Genomic DNA, 16,068 nt, shown 5'->3' on the forward strand with positions numbered 1-16,068 from the left:
TTGACTTATGACCCGAGGAGCTAGGCGCTGGAGTCTGGACACCAAGAAAAGCGGAAGCGCCTGTTCAGCTCCGACAGGCATAAGGCAGACCAGCAGTGTGGCGTTCGTTGCCACGCAGATGGGTTGACTTATGACCCGAGGAGCTAGGCGCTGGAGTCTGGACACCAAGAAAAGCGGAAGCGCCTGTTCAGCTCCGACAGGCATAAGGCAGACCAGCAGTGTGGCGTTCGTTGCCACGCAGATGGGTTGACTTATGACCCGAGGAGCTAAGCGCTGGAGTCTGGACACCAAGAAAAGCGGAAGCGCCTGTTCGGCTCCGACAGGCATAAGAAATAAAGAGTTAACGTTGATTATTTCTTAAACCATTGAAAAAAACCGGCAGAAGCCGGTTTTTTTCAATTCATTTCGATTTCCTTCAGTTCTCTGATTTCATTTAAAATGAGCATTTCTTTTATTGGGTTTCGTTCAAAATCAGCTCCATACATCCAGCCCTCTTCGTATGGCTGCTTCCAGACGATCTCCGCATTCGCAATAATTGTTTCGTGATTCAGAATAAATTCCAATCTTACGGTTTCTTCTCCTGATTTGAATTCTTTTTCGGAAAACAGTTTTGCTCCCTTAGGAGAAATATCAAACAATAGGCAATAGATGTTGGCAGGCAAAACTTTATTTTTAAGCAGATCTCTCACTCGCAGAAATATTTCCGGTGGAGTGCCGAATGTATAGCGAAAACTTTCTGACCGTTTATAAAACATGGCTGTCCCTCCTATTGTTCTTCCATTATAAACTCTTAGCTATGCACGGATAAGCGCCAAAACCTTAATCTCCTTTACGCCCTTTTCCTTTAGGACTTTTGCAGCCAAACGCATTGTACTGCCTGTCGTATATAAATCATCAAACAGCAATACTTTTTCAGGTACTGGATTTCCATTCCACCAAAAAACGTCTTGTAAGGCCATTCTCTCAAACTTTGATTTCCCAGCCAGACCCACTTCATTTTTCCCAAGTAAATGTATATAGGGTACAGCGGCCGAATCAAGCAAGCGATCAACTTGGGGGAATGTACGTTCTTTCATCTTATTTTCATTCATCGGGATAGGAACAATCAGTGATTTTTGGCTGCGTAATTCTTCTTTTAAAACTTCCGCAAAAACTTCTGACAATACCACGTCTTTAAGAAATTTAAATTGATGCAAGTAGTTTTTCATCGCTGGATTGTAGCAGTACAAACTTTTGCCCGAATCAATCACTCCTGCATATTCAGTAGCTTCCCAGTTAGAGCAATTACGGCATATCCCTTCTCCTGGCGCGCTGCAGAAAGGGCAGCCTCCTGCTATCCGTTCGAAACCGCTGCGGCAGCGCCCACAAATCACTTCTTCCAGTTCATTGAAAAAGATGCTGTTCCAGCTGACCTGAAGGGGCATGTCACGATCACATAAATAACAGTTCACTTTATCACCTCTCTATTGTAAGAAATGATGCGTTTTTTTGCTTTATCCATTTGTCGAACAATGCCATTGTGAAAAAATATGACCTCACCCTCCGGATAGTCTATAGCTCGGCCAGTGCGCCCTGATATTTGGATCAATGCTGCTGCATCAAAGATTGGCTGGTCAGCTCCAACTACAGCCACCTGCACATTTGGAATGGTAATTCCACGCTCCAGAATGGTCGATGTCAATACGCCAGGAATCTTTTTTTTGCGCAGTTTCATAACTTTTTCTTTTCTATCTTGATCTTTAGAATGGACTGCTTCGATGGTAGGATGTCTTTTCTGGAATAGGATAATTGCCTGTTCAATGAGTTCGACTGTCGGAAAAAATACTAAGAAAGGTTCATCCTTCTCTATTTTTCCATCTACCCAAGCAGCCAGTTTTGTTGGGATTTTCCCTTTCGCAAAGTCCTTCTCATAACTCCATAAAGACCGGAATTCCGGAACCGGTAAAGGATGGCCGTGAAATCGCTGAAATATCCGGGAAGTACTTGATACTTGCTTCACTAACTCGTCTGAAGGGGTTGCCGATACATAGACAATCGGTGCTTCCTTTTTCTTAGCTTTCATAACTGCTCTTTTTAATGCAGGGTCATAGGAAAAAGGAAATGCATCTGCCTCATCGACAATCACAATATCAAAAGCATCTATGAAACGATACAGCTGATGGGTAGTCGCAATGACCAATTGTGCAAACCCCCATTCTTCGGGAGAATCTCCGTACAGACTATGGACAATTGTATTTGGAAAGACGGCACGCACTCGTGGAGTGAGCTCTAAAACTACATCTGTCCTGGGAGCAGCAATACAAACGCGCAGCCCTTTCTTCAAAGCATCAAAGATCGGTGGAAACAATAACTCGGTTTTCCCGGCTCCGCATACGGCATAAATTAGATGATCGTTTTTTTGCAAGAGACTTTTTTGAACTTCCTGTGAAGCCCGTTCCTGCAGTGGGGTGAGACTGCCATTCCAATGGAATGTATGGCTTTGAGGAGAAATCGTTGAAGGAAGCGCCCAAGTGATCAATTCTGTACAGGAACTGATGCGCCCCATCTTTATGCACTGCCGGCAATAATAGCAGATTGTATGACACGCAGCACAGAAAAAAGGAATGATTTTTTTCGTGGATTTTTCAAGGCATCTGGCACATTGCCTGCCGTCTAAGATGCCTGGGCTGGTACTGACCGAACCATCGGAAATGGCTTTATCTATCTGATCTTTTGGAAAAGGAGTGAAATTTCTAAGCCACATCCTGCCTGTTAAAAATTCTTCTATTTGTTTCATTCGCAGCAACCTTTCGCTAGAGAAAAAGCCCCAGTAGGTTATTTCTTCACCCAACCAAGACCCATTGCTCCTTCTCCTAAATGTGTTCCAATAACTGGTCCAAAATAAGAAATCTCGAAGTCCACATCCGGACATGCAATTCCCAATTCTTTACACCATTGCTTTGCTTCTTCCGGCCGATTTGCATGAATAATTGTCGCCTGAAGTTTCTGGCCATCTTTACTATCTTCTTTTAACAAATCAACAATCCGATTCATCGCTTTTTTACGTGTCCGAACTTTCTCGAACGGGATAATGACTTTTTCTTGAAAATGTAAAATCGGTTTGATTTGTAGCATACCTCCTATTAAAGCCTGGGCACTAGACAATCTTCCCCCACGTTGCAGATGCTTTAGATCTTCAACCATAAAATAGGCGCGTAAAGATTTTTTCATTTCGTTCAATTCATTTAAAATGGTTTGCGCATCAGCTCCATTTTCAGCCATTTTTGCGGCTTTCACCACATAAAACCCTTGAAGCGCACAAGTGAGTTCGGAATCGAATGAATAGACGTCTATTCCATTAACCATTTCAGCGGCCTGCTGAGAACCTGCGTAAGTTCCGCTGATGCCACTCGATAAATGAATGGACACAATTTCATCGTGACTCCCAGACAGCTCATTAAACAAAGTGACAAATTCTCCTAATGGCGGTTGTGACGTTTTCGGGAATTCCTCTTTGGCCTTTTGATAAAACGCTTCTTCAGTCAAATCCTCTTCTCTATGAGAATGACTGCCGAACGTCACCTGCAGTGAAACCATGTGGATATTCAATGCTTTACGTGTTTCTTCAGGTAAATAAGCTGTACTGTCAGTTACAATTGCTGTTTTCATTGGTTAATCAGCCTCCCTTTCTAGTTTACCAAAAAAAGACACGGAAAAGACATAAGGAAAAAAGACGAAACAAAAAAATCCCGCAGAGAGCGGGAAAATTGTTATTAGTTACCGACAAGGTGAACACCGTTTACTTTCCACTCGTCGTTTTCTTTTTTAAATATGACAACTTGACGTGCCGTCTGTTCAACCGCATCATCCGAATCTGCAGCTTTCATCTTTACATTAAGTGATGCAAAAACTTCTGCGCGATTCTCTTCGTATTTTACAATCGTTTCATCGCTTGTTTCATATTGGCTATCGTAAGCTTCGAAAGCTTGAGTCAATGCAGCTTTGTCTTCCTCACGATCAAACCCGTCCGGTTCTTGTGCGATGGTCTTCATATAACGGTCGATGTCTTCAGCGTTAAAAGCCGCTATATACTCATCATAAGCTGACAATAACTCATTGGCCTGTTCTTCAGGCACTTCTGCGGCCAGGATATTCCCTTCCTCGTCCACTGTAAAGCCGGCTGATTCCTCCGGAGTCTCATCAATGCCATGGTCGATTGCATTGTTTTCATTTGCTGCATTACCATCTTCGACTGTGTTTTCATTGACTGAAGGCTCTTCGGAATCTGAGCAGGCAGCGAGTGTTAAAATAAGGCCTACTGCAATAATCATTTTTTTCATCATGCATTCCTCCTGCGATTCATTTTGCCATAGGCGGATGGTGAATACAATGAAGAAACTGTGTCATCTGTCAAAACGGAATTTTTTAAAGTTTTGCGATACACTAGTAGGTGCAAATAAAGGAGTGATTGAATGGAAAAAAGAGATGCAAGACAGATACTGGAACAAAAAATGAAGGAAACGCGCCCTCAATGGAACCGCAAGCAGCCTGCTCGGCCAAAGAAATACAAATCGAGCATGCAGAAAGTGGAAAATTATGTAGTGCTGGATTTTGAAACCACTGGATTGCGTGCGGGAAGCGATAAAATCATCCAAATTGGCGCCGTTAGATACCTCAATCATCAGCGCAAGGAAACCATGTACATGATGGTCAATCCCCAATGCTCTATTTCCGGCACGATCACAAGAATCACCGGCATCACCAATAATGATGTAGAAAATGCGCCTGTCATCGAAGAAGTGGCCCATGAATTGATTGCATTTATAGGTGGTCTGCCCATTGTTGCACATAACGCCCCTTTTGATATGGGATTCCTGTATGCATTGGAAGAAATCACACCGATTCCAGAATACACGGTGATTGACACAGTCAAACTCGCAAGAAGAGCTATTACTCAAACACCCAATCACAAATTGACTACATTGACAGCCTTTTTAAAACTGGAACACGATGCCCACGACGCACTGGGCGATTGCCTAGCAACAGCAGCCATCTACCAATACTGCTACGACCGGATTTAAAGAAAAGCGGAGGCGCCCGTGTAGCTCTGACGGGCATAAGACAAACCGGCGAAGCGGCGCTTTTTGCCGCACAGTCGGGATGGCTTATGACCCGAAGAGCTGGGCGCCGGAGTCTGGACAATAAAGAAAAGCGGAGGCGCCCGTGTAGCTCTGACGGGCATAAGACAAACCGGCGAAGCGGCGCTTTTTGCCGCACAGTCGGGATGGCTTATGACCCGAAGAGCTGGGCGCCGGAGTCTGGACAATAAAGAAAAGCGGAGGCGCCCGTGTAGCTCTGACGGGCATAAGACAAACCGGCGAAGCGGCGCTTTTTGCCGCACAGTCGGGATGGCTTATGACCCGAAGAGCTGGGCGCCGGAGTCTGGACAATAAAGAAAAGCGGAGGCGCCCGTGTAGCTCTGACGGGCATAAGACAAACCGGCGAAGCGGCGCTTTTTGCCGCACAGTCGGGATGGCTTATGACCCGAAGAGCTGGGCGCCGGAGTCTGGACAATAGAGAAAAGCGGAGGCGCCCGTGTAGCTCTGACGGGCATAAGACAAACCGGCGAAGCGGCGCTTTTTGCCGCACAGTCGGGATGGCTTATGACCCGAAGAGCTGGGCGCCGGAGTCTGGACAATAAAGAAAAGCGGAGGCGCCCGTGTAGCTCTGACGGGCATAAGAATTTTTGCCGAGTTCTATTTAAACAAAAAAGGCGTGTCTGCGAAAAGCAGACACGCCTTTTTCAAATATTACCTTACTTCAACCCAGCCATTTTTGATTGCGGTCACAACTGCTTGTGTCCGGTCATTTACCTGCATTTTCTGTAAGATGCTTGATACGTGGTTTTTAACTGTTTTCTCAGATATGAACAAGGTTTCACCGATGACACGATTGCTCTGTCCATCAGTCAACAATTGAAGAACTTCACTTTCACGTTTCGTCAACAAATGATACGGGCGGCGAATTTCCGTTTGATGGAAAGAACCTTTGTTCTCGCGTTCACTCAAACGACGGAACTCCATTACTAAGTTACGTGTAACCTTAGGGTGTAAATAAGACCCACCTTTTGCTACGACTTTGATTGCTTGAATAATGGCATCTGCATCCATTTCTTTAAGCATGTAACCTAAAGCACCGGTTTTTAATGCATGTGTTACGTAAGATTCATCGTCGTGGATGGACAGCATAATAACTTTTGCATCAGGAAATTGTTCAATCAATTCACCAGTAGCCTCTACACCATTTTTTTGTGGCATATTGATATCCATCAATACCACATCCGGTCTATTTTCTTCATATAATTTAACGACTTCGTTGCCGTCTCCGCCTTCAGCAACAACTTCAAACGAGCTTTCGAAATCTAAAATTCTTTTTACACCTTCACGGAATAATTGATGATCGTCAATAATAATTATTTTCGTCATTATATTGTCCTCCTCGAATACCCTATCTTATATACCCTCTTTGAAAGGAATATGAAACATTAAGACCGTACCGTTACCAGGCGAGGAATTAATGAAAAAATCGCCTTCAACTAATTCGATTCTCTCTTTCATGCCTGTTAAGCCGAATGACTGATTTTTAACAATCCCTTGATCAAAACCAGTTCCGTTATCTGTTACTATAATTTTTACTTGGTTCTTTACCCATTCCATTTCTATGGTAATTTCAGTCGATTTCCCATGGCGAATTGCGTTTGAAATACCTTCTTGAATAAGACGGAAAATAGCAGTTTCGTATCTATTGGGCAACCGTACTTCTTTCCCATTTGAGTGGAACTTCAATTTTATCCCCTTATTATATTCTTCAATGGTATCGATGTATTTCTTTAAAGTCGGTACCAAACCGAGATCATCGAGTGCCATTGGCCGTAAATCGTAAATAATTCTTCTTACTTCAGTAAGTGCTTGCCTGACCATTTCCTTCAATGAAGTGATTTCCTGAAATGCTAGTTCAGGACCTTTTTCACGGTAAGTTCTTTCAATCAAATCTGAACGAAGCAGAACATTTGCCATCATTTGTGCAGGTCCATCGTGGATTTCCCTTGAAAGCCGCTTTCTTTCTTCCTCTTGTGCTTCGATGATACGAAGGCTATACTCTTGACTTGACTTATTCTTACCGATATCTTCGTCTCCATTTTCCAGATCTGAAGTCAAATAACTGCTGGCTACATTAATTTGATTGACCAGGTTTTCAGCCCGCTCTATCGTTTGGAGCAAAACCTGAAGCCGGCGCTGAAGCTTATACCGCTTCTGCCGATACTTTTTTTCTTCATTACGATTGAGTGATAACTGCACCTGAAGGTCATTTGCCTGTTCATAAACTTGGCGAACCTGACTTTCAGTAAAAGAATTAAAAAATTGGGATACTTCCGCTAAACGTCTGCGGGCAGCACGCGTCTTGTCTTCAAGAAAATCTCCAGCCTCAATGACACGCGAGATATTCAATCGGACATCTTCAAGTTCATCTTTCATTTCTTCATAACTTTGGCGACTTTCTTCACTAATGGCGAAAATATCTTGTTTTGCCCGTTCTATTCCTGCTACCATTTCATTAAAAATAGAATCAGGTGCTTTAACGCTGATTTTCTTTGCCATTCTAAAACCGCCTTAGCTATACTGACTGTACCTAGGTAAATTCCTTACTTCTTTATACCTTATCGGCTGTAACAAGTATATCACTATATAAGCAAGCCCATATTAAATATACGTTACAAATTATCTGATTTCATTCTACAACAGGAGGAGTTAAATTGCGAGAAAATTACATAACTGTAGGCGATTCTGCCAATGCAGAAATACTTATCCAAAAATCCAGGTTCATCGGACACGTGGCACGAGCAGAAACTGAACAGCAAGCCATTGAATTTATTGATTCAATAAAACTCCTTCACCGATCCGCTACTCACAATTGTTCTGCTTACCTTATAGGAGAACATGATTCTATCCAGAAAGCGAATGATGATGGAGAACCAAGTGGCACTGCCGGATTCCCTATGCTCGAAGTGCTCAAGAAACAAGGCTTGAAAGACGTAGTGATCGTAGTTACACGCTATTATGGTGGTATTAAATTGGGCAGCGGCGGATTGATACGGGCTTATGGGAGAACGGCATCAGCTGCGATTTCAGCTGCGGGCACTGTAGAAAGAAAGCTTCATCACTTGATGAAAATTTCGATTGACTACACATGGCTCGGCAAGCTGGAAAACGAAGTTCGCCAGTCTCCATACCCATTAGATCACCTCGAGTATAAAGAAGGTGTCGACCTCTATATTCATGTTGCTGTTGAAAAAGAAGAAGAGTTTATTAATTGGATAAACGAGCTGACAAACGGTCAAGCTCAAATCAGTAAAGAATACAGTGAATTTCTGGATTTCAAATTGTCCTAGTTGTTTTCATTTACGCATTTCAGAAATCGCTGTATAATATCCAAAGCACATAAAAATGAAATATACTTTTTTACAAATCGGCCACTGAAAAGAATACACAGCACAGATCAAAAAAATTGGATTGATCCGAATTTAACACTCGGTTTGCCCATAATCGATAGAGGAGCAACTTACATGAACCGAAAAGTTTATCGAAAAACCAAATCGAGCAGAAAAAGGACCATTATAAAAGTGATTGCCACTTTAGCTGTTTCACTGCTTATCTGCGTGTCTGCCTATGGGATTTACTTGGTCAAAAAAGCCGAGTCAGCGGTGGATACAGCTTATGAGCCAGTAGGCAATACCAATGAAGATGTTGAACCGCTTACCGATAATATCTCCATCTTATTCATTGGAGTCGATGACAGCGAAGAACGCAATCAGAGCGACAGCAATATCCGTTCTGATGCACTCATTCTGGCAACTTTAAACAATGCGGATAAATCCATTAAGTTGGTGAGCATCCCCCGTGATACGTATACGTATATCCCGGATGGAGGAGAAGAAGATAAAATCACCCACGCATATGCTTATAACGGCCCAAGTTCAACCATTGAAAGCGTAGAAGAGTTACTGGATGTACCGGTTGATTATTATCTTCGAATGAATTTCGATGCATTTATTGATACGATCGACGCTCTCGGTGGAATAGAAGTGGAAGTACCATACGATATAACCGAACAGGACGAAAATGATTCAAAAGACGCAATCGAATTAAAAGAAGGAATCCAATTCCTTAACGGCAGCGAAGCTCTTGCGCTTGCCAGAACTCGTCATTACGATAACGACATCGAACGTGGAAAACGCCAACAGATGATCTTGGAATCCATTATGAACCGCGCTTTATCAGTCGGATCGATTACGAAGTATGGAGACGTCTTTGAAGCAGTCGGAGATAACATGAAAACAGATATGAGTTTCCAAGACATGAGAGCATTGTTCGAGTACGCAAAAGCTGGCAAACCAGATGTGGAAACCATTACGTTAGATGGCTACGACGATATGTCCACCGGAATCTACTATTGGAAGCTAAAAGAAGAGTCCTTGCTGGAAATACAAGATATCCTGCAAAGCCACCTGGGATTAAAACCTGACACTTCTAACCTAACCAATAGCGGCATTGAACAAGAGTTTGCAGAATATCCAAATGAAGGCGAAAAAACACCACAATAAAAACGTGGTGTTTTTTTTCGATTTTTTTTTGCACAATTCCCATTAATTTAGTTACCTTATAATTTTCCCCGAAATAAAAAGATTGAACCAAAAGCGTTACGCTTCAAGTTCAATCTTGTTCCTTGCCTTTCAACCGCACCAAGTTTAGTAGCGGACGATAATTCTTTCCTGCCAACCCGACCACTTCTACGAAAAGTTCTATTGCCACCAGCATGACGCTGATTAGCAAAATCCCTCCCCATAAAGTCGCTTGAGAGAAGAGGAGCGCAGCAAGTCCGAACAAGGCTGCAATACCGTAAATAATCAATACGGTTTGGCTATGAGAAAAGCCGATATTCAGTAAGCAGTGGTGCAAATGGGATTTATCCGCTTCCGAAATTGACTTTTTTTCGCGTACTCGACGGACTATAGCGAAAAACGTATCTGAAATCGGGACACCCAGCATGATGATTGGGATAATCAGCGCGACAACAGTAACGTTTTTAAAGCCCATCAAGGCTAATACTGAAATCATAAATCCTAAAAACAAAGCACCTGTATCCCCCATAAAGATTTTAGCAGGATGAAAATTGTAAACTAAAAATCCTGAGGTGCTAGCTGCCAAAAGAGCAGCCATGGACATAACGTAGACATCGCCCATAATAAAAGCCATCGCCGCAAGTGTTAGTAAAGCAACTGTTGAGACGCCAGCAGCCAATCCATCAAGACCATCAATCAAATTGATGGCATTGGTAATACCAACAATCCATAGGATAGTTAGTGGAATACTCAAATAGCCAAAATCCAACACCCCGCCAAATGGCAAGTTGATGAAAGAAATTTCGAGTCCACCACCGACCACCACAATTCCTGCGGCAACTAGCTGCCCAATCAATTTCGCTTTGGCACTAATTTCGTACATATCATCCAGTACGCCGGTAATGATAATCAAAAATGCACCTATGATTATAGCAGTTTCAATCGGTATGAAAGAAGCTTCAATTGCATTAGATATGGGGTCTTGTGGTTTCAGTATGAAGTATGCGATTAAGAATGAAGCGAAAATGGCCAATCCACCTAAACGCGGCATAATTCTCGCATGAACTTTTCGGTAATTGGGACGGTCAACTGCTCCTACGCGAAAGGCAATGCGTTTGACGATCGGAGTCAGCGCAATCGAAGCGATAAATGCCAAGACCATGGTAAGGTACAGCATATCTTTCCTCCTTAAAACATCTTTTATACGCACATATCCATTTATATTATAGCACGACTATACGATAAATAAAGAAAAACCTACTTTGTCGTTTAGTCTCTTTGCGAATAAAGTTTCGACTGGCATCTTTTCCTTGATAACTCAGCTTAGATCCTTTTCTGATTGTTGGAAAGCCATAAAATAAGCAGCTATTTATTTTTTCAGGCTCTTTAACAAATCTCTTTCTTTCTCTTCATCTAACCCTGCCTTTAACTGGGTCACTCCCTCCGTCTTGCTCCATTCAAGCGTGTCTTTTGCCGATTGTTCAAGAGACCGTAATGTAAGTCCCGTGCTTTTCGCCTTTTCGTTGTTCACCAGTATGAAGCCTTCGGGAAAATCTGTTGAAATTGGAATCCAAAAGGGTAATTCGAAAGTTTGCACTCCTTTATCCAATAGGTCACTGTCATCTGCCCAAGTAGTTTCCAGCTCTCCAGCGGCTAAACTCGAAACAAATTCTTCCATGGATATAGAATCCGCAGCCACATTGAATATTCCCGTTGCTTTCTTCTCCATCTGGGAAACTGTAAATTCCGCTAAATCTCTGGCATCAATCCATTGCACCTTGCTTTTTTTACTGCCAGGTATCAAGACAGGACCTTTGCCATTCAACTTGATTGTCCAGTATGTAAACCGGTCTGTCGGATCAGCAGGCCCAACGACAATGCCAGGCCGAATGATCAAAGCTCGATCACCTAAACGTTCTTCAATAAGCCGTTCACACATCACCTTAAAAGGGCCATAGGTTTCGCCAGTGACCTTATCTCCTTGCACTTTCTTTTCAAATACAGATGCATTTTCCTTAACCGGTCCTTGCTTAAAATCGGTATAAACTGAAATCGTAGAAATAAATGTATAATGATCCGTTAGAATATTTTCAAGTATCGGCTCCAAATCTGCAGGAGTGTAAGTTGATGTATCTATCACTGCCTCCCATTTTTCATTTGCTAATTTTGCCGCATCTTTCCTACGATCACCTAAAATTCTTTTTAGTTCCGGAAAAACGCTAGGATTACTTTTCCCGCGATTGAACAAAACCACTTCATGTCCTTTTTCTAGGAGCTTCTCCACTATATGACGTCCTACAAAAGATGTACCTCCAATAATTAATACTTTCATTTTCCCACTCCTTTATAAGTGATTTTAATTACTTTTTTAATTATAATATGATATATTGAATAAAATATAACGAATTTTCAAATATTTTTATAGGAGTGTAAGCCAAATGGATGACACGCTTCAAATATATTCACTGAAGACGCTTTGGACACCTTGGGATGAAGCAGCTATATTAAAAATGAATCACCAGTCTCGTGCAGAACTCGCGAAGGTCATCAACTGTGAAGGGCTTCTTGTCGACTTGTCGATGGACCAGCATACTGAAGTGAGATTGGGTGTTGCTCAAAACGGCCATACGCCTTTTCAAACCCTGAAAAGGCTGAGTGAAGAAGATTTGTGCATTACTGTTAAAGATACCGCTAAAAAGACCTTATTAAACCTGTCGTTCACACCAAAACATTCACATTGATGTTTAAATTCCTCAATAGAAGGCTATTATATAAGTAGTTAAAAATCAAAAGGAGGAATTATTCATGAGTGACAATAACGGTTTTTCTGATAAATTAAAAGGTGCAGTAAACAAAGGCAAAGGCGAACTTAAAGATCAAATGGGCAATGCTTCAAACGACCCGGATAAGCAGGCAGATGGTAAAATGGATAAGGCCAAAGGGAATATCCAAGATAAGATCGGTGATTTCAAAAATAAAGATAATAAGTGATTTAAAACCCGGTATCCCCAACCGGGTTTTTCTTTTACATTTTTAATGTTTTCAAAACTTAAAGAACTCGGTTATAATGAATATTCGTGTGTAAATGTTATTTATTAAGGAGCTTGTCATGGAAAAGAAGGCGCTTACAAAAACAGATATTCTGACCCTGGGGCTGATGCTTTTCGCTTTGTTTCTAGGGGCTGGCAATATCATCTTCCCCCCTTATTTGGGACAACTTGCCGGTGATCAATTGATTTTTGCCATAACTGGATTTTTACTAACTGGAGTTGGTCTTCCCTTACTGGGTATTCTGGCTATCGCAAAAGCTGGCGGAGATCTTCAATCCATTGCAGGACGAGTCCACCCTATATTTGGTATCGTCTTTACCTTGATTATTTATTTGGCCATTGGACCTTTTTTCGGTATTCCGCGTACAGCTACAGTTGCGTTTGAAATCGGTACAGCTCCTTTTCTTCCAGCCTCTTTTGCTGAATCTTTCTGGTCTTTAACTATCTTTACTGTTATCTTCTTCACAATTACTGTCTTATTTGCGATGAATCCGACAAAGTTGGTTGATAGAATTGGTAAAGTACTGACACCCTTATTAATACTAGTAATTGGGTTATTGGCCATAAAAAGTTTTCTGACTCCGATGGGTTCCATAAATTCACCGATTGGCAATTACGACACTGAAGCATTTTTCGAGAGTTTTTTACAAGGCTACCTTACGATGGATGCTATAGCAGCTTTGGTCTTCGGAATAGTCATTATTCAATCTATCCGCAGCAAAGGGATCACGGATACCAGGACCATTTTAAAGTCCACCGCCTATGCCGGATTTATCGCGGCCATCGGTTTGTCCGCCGTCTATTTGTCATTAAGTTATATTGGAGCCACTAGTGTTGAGGCTATCGGTCTGCAGGATAATGGCGGTATCATTATCGCTATGGCTTCACGCGTTCTATATGGAGACATTGGTGGAATAATTCTTTCTGCGGCAATAACCTTTGCATGCCTGACAACATCTATTGGATTGGTATCAGCAACAGCACAATTTTCCTTTAAAATTTTCCCTAAAATTTCTTACATCGTCTATGTTTTATTTTTCGCAGCTTTTTCTGCCATTATTGCGAATGTCGGCTTAACGCAATTAATCGCTATTTCACTTCCTGTATTGCTGGCTATTTATCCCGTGGCAATTGTTCTAGTGATTTTGTCTTTTTTTGACCATGCATTCTACCGGAAGCCTTATGTCTATATGATTGCCCTTTCCGCAACCGCGGTTGTCAGTATTTTTGATGCATTGCGTTCGACCGGCATTGTTTTTGAACAAGTGGATTCGACGTTAAGCCATTTGTTGTTTTTTGAACAGGGCATCGGTTGGGTTCTCCCAGCTGCTATTGGAACTTTAATCGGAATGATAATTGCACGATCTACACATAAGATTAATTAAAAGAGCCTCCCAAAATGGGAGGCTCTTTTGCTTTTAAAATAGTCTAGGTGTCGATGGTGGTGTATTGTCTTTATTTTTTTGACTTATTTCATCATGATGATCATGGGCTTTTCTGGTTTTGTCCAAGTCATCTGTCCGCTTGTCATCCTGTATGCGCTCTTCTTTTGAATCTCGGCCGAAAGGTGCAGGCCCTGAATTGGAATCTACACCAGGTGAAGGCTCATCTTGCCGACGATTGACTCCGTCTTCCCGCAATAAGTTGTCTTCGCCTTCCTTTGTTTGAAGAGCAGGCTCATGGTCCATTTCTTTTTCGCGGACAGAGCCTTCATCTTTTGGCCCCCCCCAGTAGGATGAATTTCATCCCCATTCAGACGGGAATCCTGAAGACGATCGCTTTTCCCAGCTCTTGCGTGTTGATCTTCTCTGGAAACTTCACGTGCATAGATTTCATCGGGATCATGATGCGTATCTGTATGGCGGTCAACAGATCCTGATCCAGGTGTACCGGCAGTTTTCTCTTCCAAATCTATTGCAGTTTTTGAATCATCCAAAGATGAAAAATGTTCGTCTCCTGATGAAGAGCTTTCCCCATTTGTATAAAGAAGAACAGCACCTTTTTCAATTTCACGCTCATAGTCATCTGCTCTGTCCTGATTCAAATTAAAACGATCCAACTCTTTTCTAACAATGTCTTTGCCACCGAGAAAAGACTTGAAACGATTGGAAATCGAGTTCGCTTGATCAGCATGAATACCTTTACTGCCAGCAGACTCCACTAGTTTTTTATCATTAGCTAAGACGTAGATATCCTTTTCTTGGAAACCTTTTGATTTTAAAGCTTGTATGGCGGTATCCATTTCTGATTGACTGAATACAATTTCAAATTCACGATTTCCGGATCTCATTATAAAAAACCTCCTGTGTACTAGATAATCGTTGTTTTCCCTCATATTTAAGGCTTAAACTCTGACAGCTTTGCGTTAAGCATAGTATCACTTATATTTTTTGTTATTTTGACTGTGCTTTTCAGCTTCACTTGAGCCGCCTCTAACTTTTTCAATTTCAGGATCTTGCTGTGTAGTAAATGAGTTATGTCTTTCATCTTGAACCAAAGTAGGATCTTGTTGGAATGTTTCTCCATGTGCAAAGCGGTCCTCTTGTTCGTCAAAATTATTGTCGACAGAATTGATGAATTGATGTCTTTGTGAATCGTTCGGATTTTCCTGATTTGCATCCAATTCGTTGATCGAGATTGAATCGAGAACAGTTTCTTCGTCTTCATCTTTATATACAATAATTCCACCTTTTTCCAAATCGGCCGTATAACGTTCTGTTTCTGTTTCTGAAAGGCCTAGTGACTTAACCCCTTCGCGGACACCGCTGTCTCCAGAAATAAATCCTTTAAATTTATCGGTAAACGTACCAACTTCCTCTTTATCAAATGCATAATTTTCAAAGTGCTCTGTATCTTTTGCTATGATATGAAGATTTTGCTCCTTGTAACCAGCGCTTTTCAAATCTTCTATTTTATTTTTCAAGTCATTTTCCGAGAATACTACCGCTAGTATTGTTTTATCGAAACTCATAAGAAAAACCTCCATAGATTTAATAAATTGTCATACTTCTGTTTACCCACTCGAAGTAATCCATAACCTGCTTTATGAGTTAAGTAGAAAAATCGCCTGAATTTTTGGCCTGAGAAATTCTAGAAAAAATAGCATTTAGCTTTACTTTCTTGATTGCGAATACTGCTTTAAACAATAGTTAGAATGAGGGGTTAAGCACTTTCTAATTAAAATAGTTACATGTACCTACCAAAACCCTCATTATGGAGATTTCGTTAATCAACATTTACCGTTGTAGGCTTATTTTACCTTTTTTAGTTTTTTACAGATTTCTAAAATAAAAAAGCAGTTTATTTCGAAAATTGGTGATATCATGAATAAAAGATATTATTACAAAGTAAAATTTGGGA

The 16,068-nt window shown here is 41.5% G+C and carries 18 protein-coding genes; 7 read left to right on the forward strand and 11 right to left on the reverse strand.

Annotation, left to right across the window (positions count from 1 at the left end; all coding sequences use genetic code 11):
• Nucleotides 1–395: 395 nt before the first annotated feature.
• Nucleotides 396–755: a PilZ domain-containing protein gene (locus BBH88_RS13155; RefSeq protein ID WP_006831577.1), complete on the reverse strand. Its 360-nt coding sequence runs from the start codon at nucleotides 753–755 to the stop codon at nucleotides 396–398.
• Between the two features lie 39 nt (nucleotides 756–794).
• Nucleotides 795–1,196, reverse strand: coding sequence for a ComF family protein (locus BBH88_RS13160; protein WP_238323309.1), 402 nt, complete (start codon nucleotides 1,194–1,196; stop codon nucleotides 795–797).
• A gap of 37 nt (nucleotides 1,197–1,233) precedes the next feature.
• Between BBH88_RS13160 and BBH88_RS19425 the strand changes: the two genes are divergently transcribed.
• Nucleotides 1,234–1,416 carry a hypothetical protein gene (locus tag BBH88_RS19425; RefSeq protein ID WP_169823194.1) on the forward strand — a complete coding sequence of 61 codons (183 nt, stop codon included), beginning with the start codon at nucleotides 1,234–1,236 and terminating at the stop codon, nucleotides 1,414–1,416.
• A 31-nt stretch (nucleotides 1,417–1,447) separates the two neighbouring features.
• Here BBH88_RS19425 and BBH88_RS13165 read toward each other — a convergent pair whose 3' ends face one another.
• The 3 genes from BBH88_RS13165 to BBH88_RS13175 form a co-directional block, all read right to left on the reverse strand.
• Entirely contained in the window at nucleotides 1,448–2,776 is a 1,329-nt protein-coding gene (locus tag BBH88_RS13165; RefSeq protein ID WP_065537368.1) for an ATP-dependent helicase ComFA, read from the reverse strand.
• A gap of 38 nt (nucleotides 2,777–2,814) precedes the next feature.
• Complete coding sequence (locus tag BBH88_RS13170) at nucleotides 2,815–3,648, reverse strand: DegV family protein (protein ID WP_006831580.1); 834 nt, start codon at nucleotides 3,646–3,648, stop codon at nucleotides 2,815–2,817.
• A 104-nt stretch (nucleotides 3,649–3,752) separates the two neighbouring features.
• Entirely contained in the window at nucleotides 3,753–4,322 is a 570-nt protein-coding gene (locus tag BBH88_RS13175) for a DUF4440 domain-containing protein (RefSeq protein WP_238323310.1), read from the reverse strand.
• Nucleotides 4,323–4,451: 129 nt separating this feature from the next.
• Between BBH88_RS13175 and BBH88_RS13180 the strand changes: the two genes are divergently transcribed.
• Nucleotides 4,452–5,060, forward strand: coding sequence for a 3'-5' exonuclease (locus tag BBH88_RS13180; RefSeq protein WP_006831582.1), 609 nt, complete (start codon nucleotides 4,452–4,454; stop codon nucleotides 5,058–5,060).
• A 729-nt stretch (nucleotides 5,061–5,789) separates the two neighbouring features.
• On the opposite strand, the gene BBH88_RS13185 is transcribed toward BBH88_RS13180, so the two are convergent.
• The gene (locus BBH88_RS13185; RefSeq protein WP_006831575.1) at nucleotides 5,790–6,464 is read right to left on the reverse strand and encodes a response regulator transcription factor; all 675 of its coding nucleotides are present in this window, start codon (nucleotides 6,462–6,464) and stop codon (nucleotides 5,790–5,792) included.
• A 27-nt stretch (nucleotides 6,465–6,491) separates the two neighbouring features.
• Nucleotides 6,492–7,637 carry a sensor histidine kinase gene (locus BBH88_RS13190; protein WP_065536710.1) on the reverse strand — a complete coding sequence of 382 codons (1,146 nt, stop codon included), beginning with the start codon at nucleotides 7,635–7,637 and terminating at the stop codon, nucleotides 6,492–6,494.
• A 155-nt stretch (nucleotides 7,638–7,792) separates the two neighbouring features.
• Here BBH88_RS13190 and BBH88_RS13195 point away from each other — a divergent pair, with 155 nt between their 5' ends.
• Both BBH88_RS13195 and BBH88_RS13200 read left to right on the forward strand, forming a co-directional pair.
• Entirely contained in the window at nucleotides 7,793–8,428 is a 636-nt protein-coding gene (locus BBH88_RS13195; RefSeq protein WP_065536709.1) for a YigZ family protein, read from the forward strand.
• Nucleotides 8,429–8,602: 174 nt separating this feature from the next.
• Nucleotides 8,603–9,640, forward strand: coding sequence for an LCP family protein (locus BBH88_RS13200; RefSeq protein WP_065536708.1), 1,038 nt, complete (start codon nucleotides 8,603–8,605; stop codon nucleotides 9,638–9,640).
• Nucleotides 9,641–9,749: 109 nt separating this feature from the next.
• Here BBH88_RS13200 and BBH88_RS13205 read toward each other — a convergent pair whose 3' ends face one another.
• Together BBH88_RS13205 and BBH88_RS13210 are read right to left on the reverse strand one after the other, a co-directional pair.
• On the reverse strand, nucleotides 9,750–10,835 hold the full coding sequence (locus BBH88_RS13205; protein ID WP_006831571.1) for a glycosyltransferase family 4 protein: 1,086 nt from the start codon (nucleotides 10,833–10,835) through the stop codon (nucleotides 9,750–9,752).
• A gap of 192 nt (nucleotides 10,836–11,027) precedes the next feature.
• Entirely contained in the window at nucleotides 11,028–11,990 is a 963-nt protein-coding gene (locus tag BBH88_RS13210; RefSeq protein WP_065536707.1) for an NAD-dependent epimerase/dehydratase family protein, read from the reverse strand.
• A gap of 106 nt (nucleotides 11,991–12,096) precedes the next feature.
• Between BBH88_RS13210 and BBH88_RS13215 the strand changes: the two genes are divergently transcribed.
• The 3 genes from BBH88_RS13215 (at nucleotide 12,097) to brnQ (ending at nucleotide 14,093) form a co-directional block, all read left to right on the forward strand.
• Complete coding sequence (locus BBH88_RS13215; RefSeq protein ID WP_006831569.1) at nucleotides 12,097–12,399, forward strand: hypothetical protein; 303 nt, start codon at nucleotides 12,097–12,099, stop codon at nucleotides 12,397–12,399.
• 64 nt (nucleotides 12,400–12,463) lie between these two features.
• Entirely contained in the window at nucleotides 12,464–12,649 is a 186-nt protein-coding gene (locus BBH88_RS13220; protein ID WP_006831568.1) for a CsbD family protein, read from the forward strand.
• 118 nt (nucleotides 12,650–12,767) lie between these two features.
• A complete protein-coding gene (gene brnQ / locus BBH88_RS13225; protein WP_006831567.1) occupies nucleotides 12,768–14,093 on the forward strand; it encodes a branched-chain amino acid transport system II carrier protein in 1,326 nt (441 codons plus the stop codon).
• Nucleotides 14,094–14,296: 203 nt separating this feature from the next.
• On the opposite strand, the gene BBH88_RS13230 is transcribed toward brnQ, so the two are convergent.
• Nucleotides 14,297–14,998, reverse strand: coding sequence for a YflT domain-containing protein (locus BBH88_RS13230; RefSeq protein WP_238323311.1), 702 nt, complete (start codon nucleotides 14,996–14,998; stop codon nucleotides 14,297–14,299).
• Nucleotides 14,999–15,085: 87 nt separating this feature from the next.
• Nucleotides 15,086–15,679, reverse strand: a complete 594-nt coding sequence (locus BBH88_RS13235; protein WP_065536706.1) for a YflT domain-containing protein — start codon at nucleotides 15,677–15,679, stop codon at nucleotides 15,086–15,088.
• Between the last annotated feature and the right edge of the window lie 389 nt (nucleotides 15,680–16,068).

The sequence above is a fragment of the Planococcus antarcticus DSM 14505 genome (genome assembly GCF_001687565.2).
GTDB lineage: Bacteria > Bacillota > Bacilli > Bacillales_A > Planococcaceae > Planococcus > Planococcus antarcticus.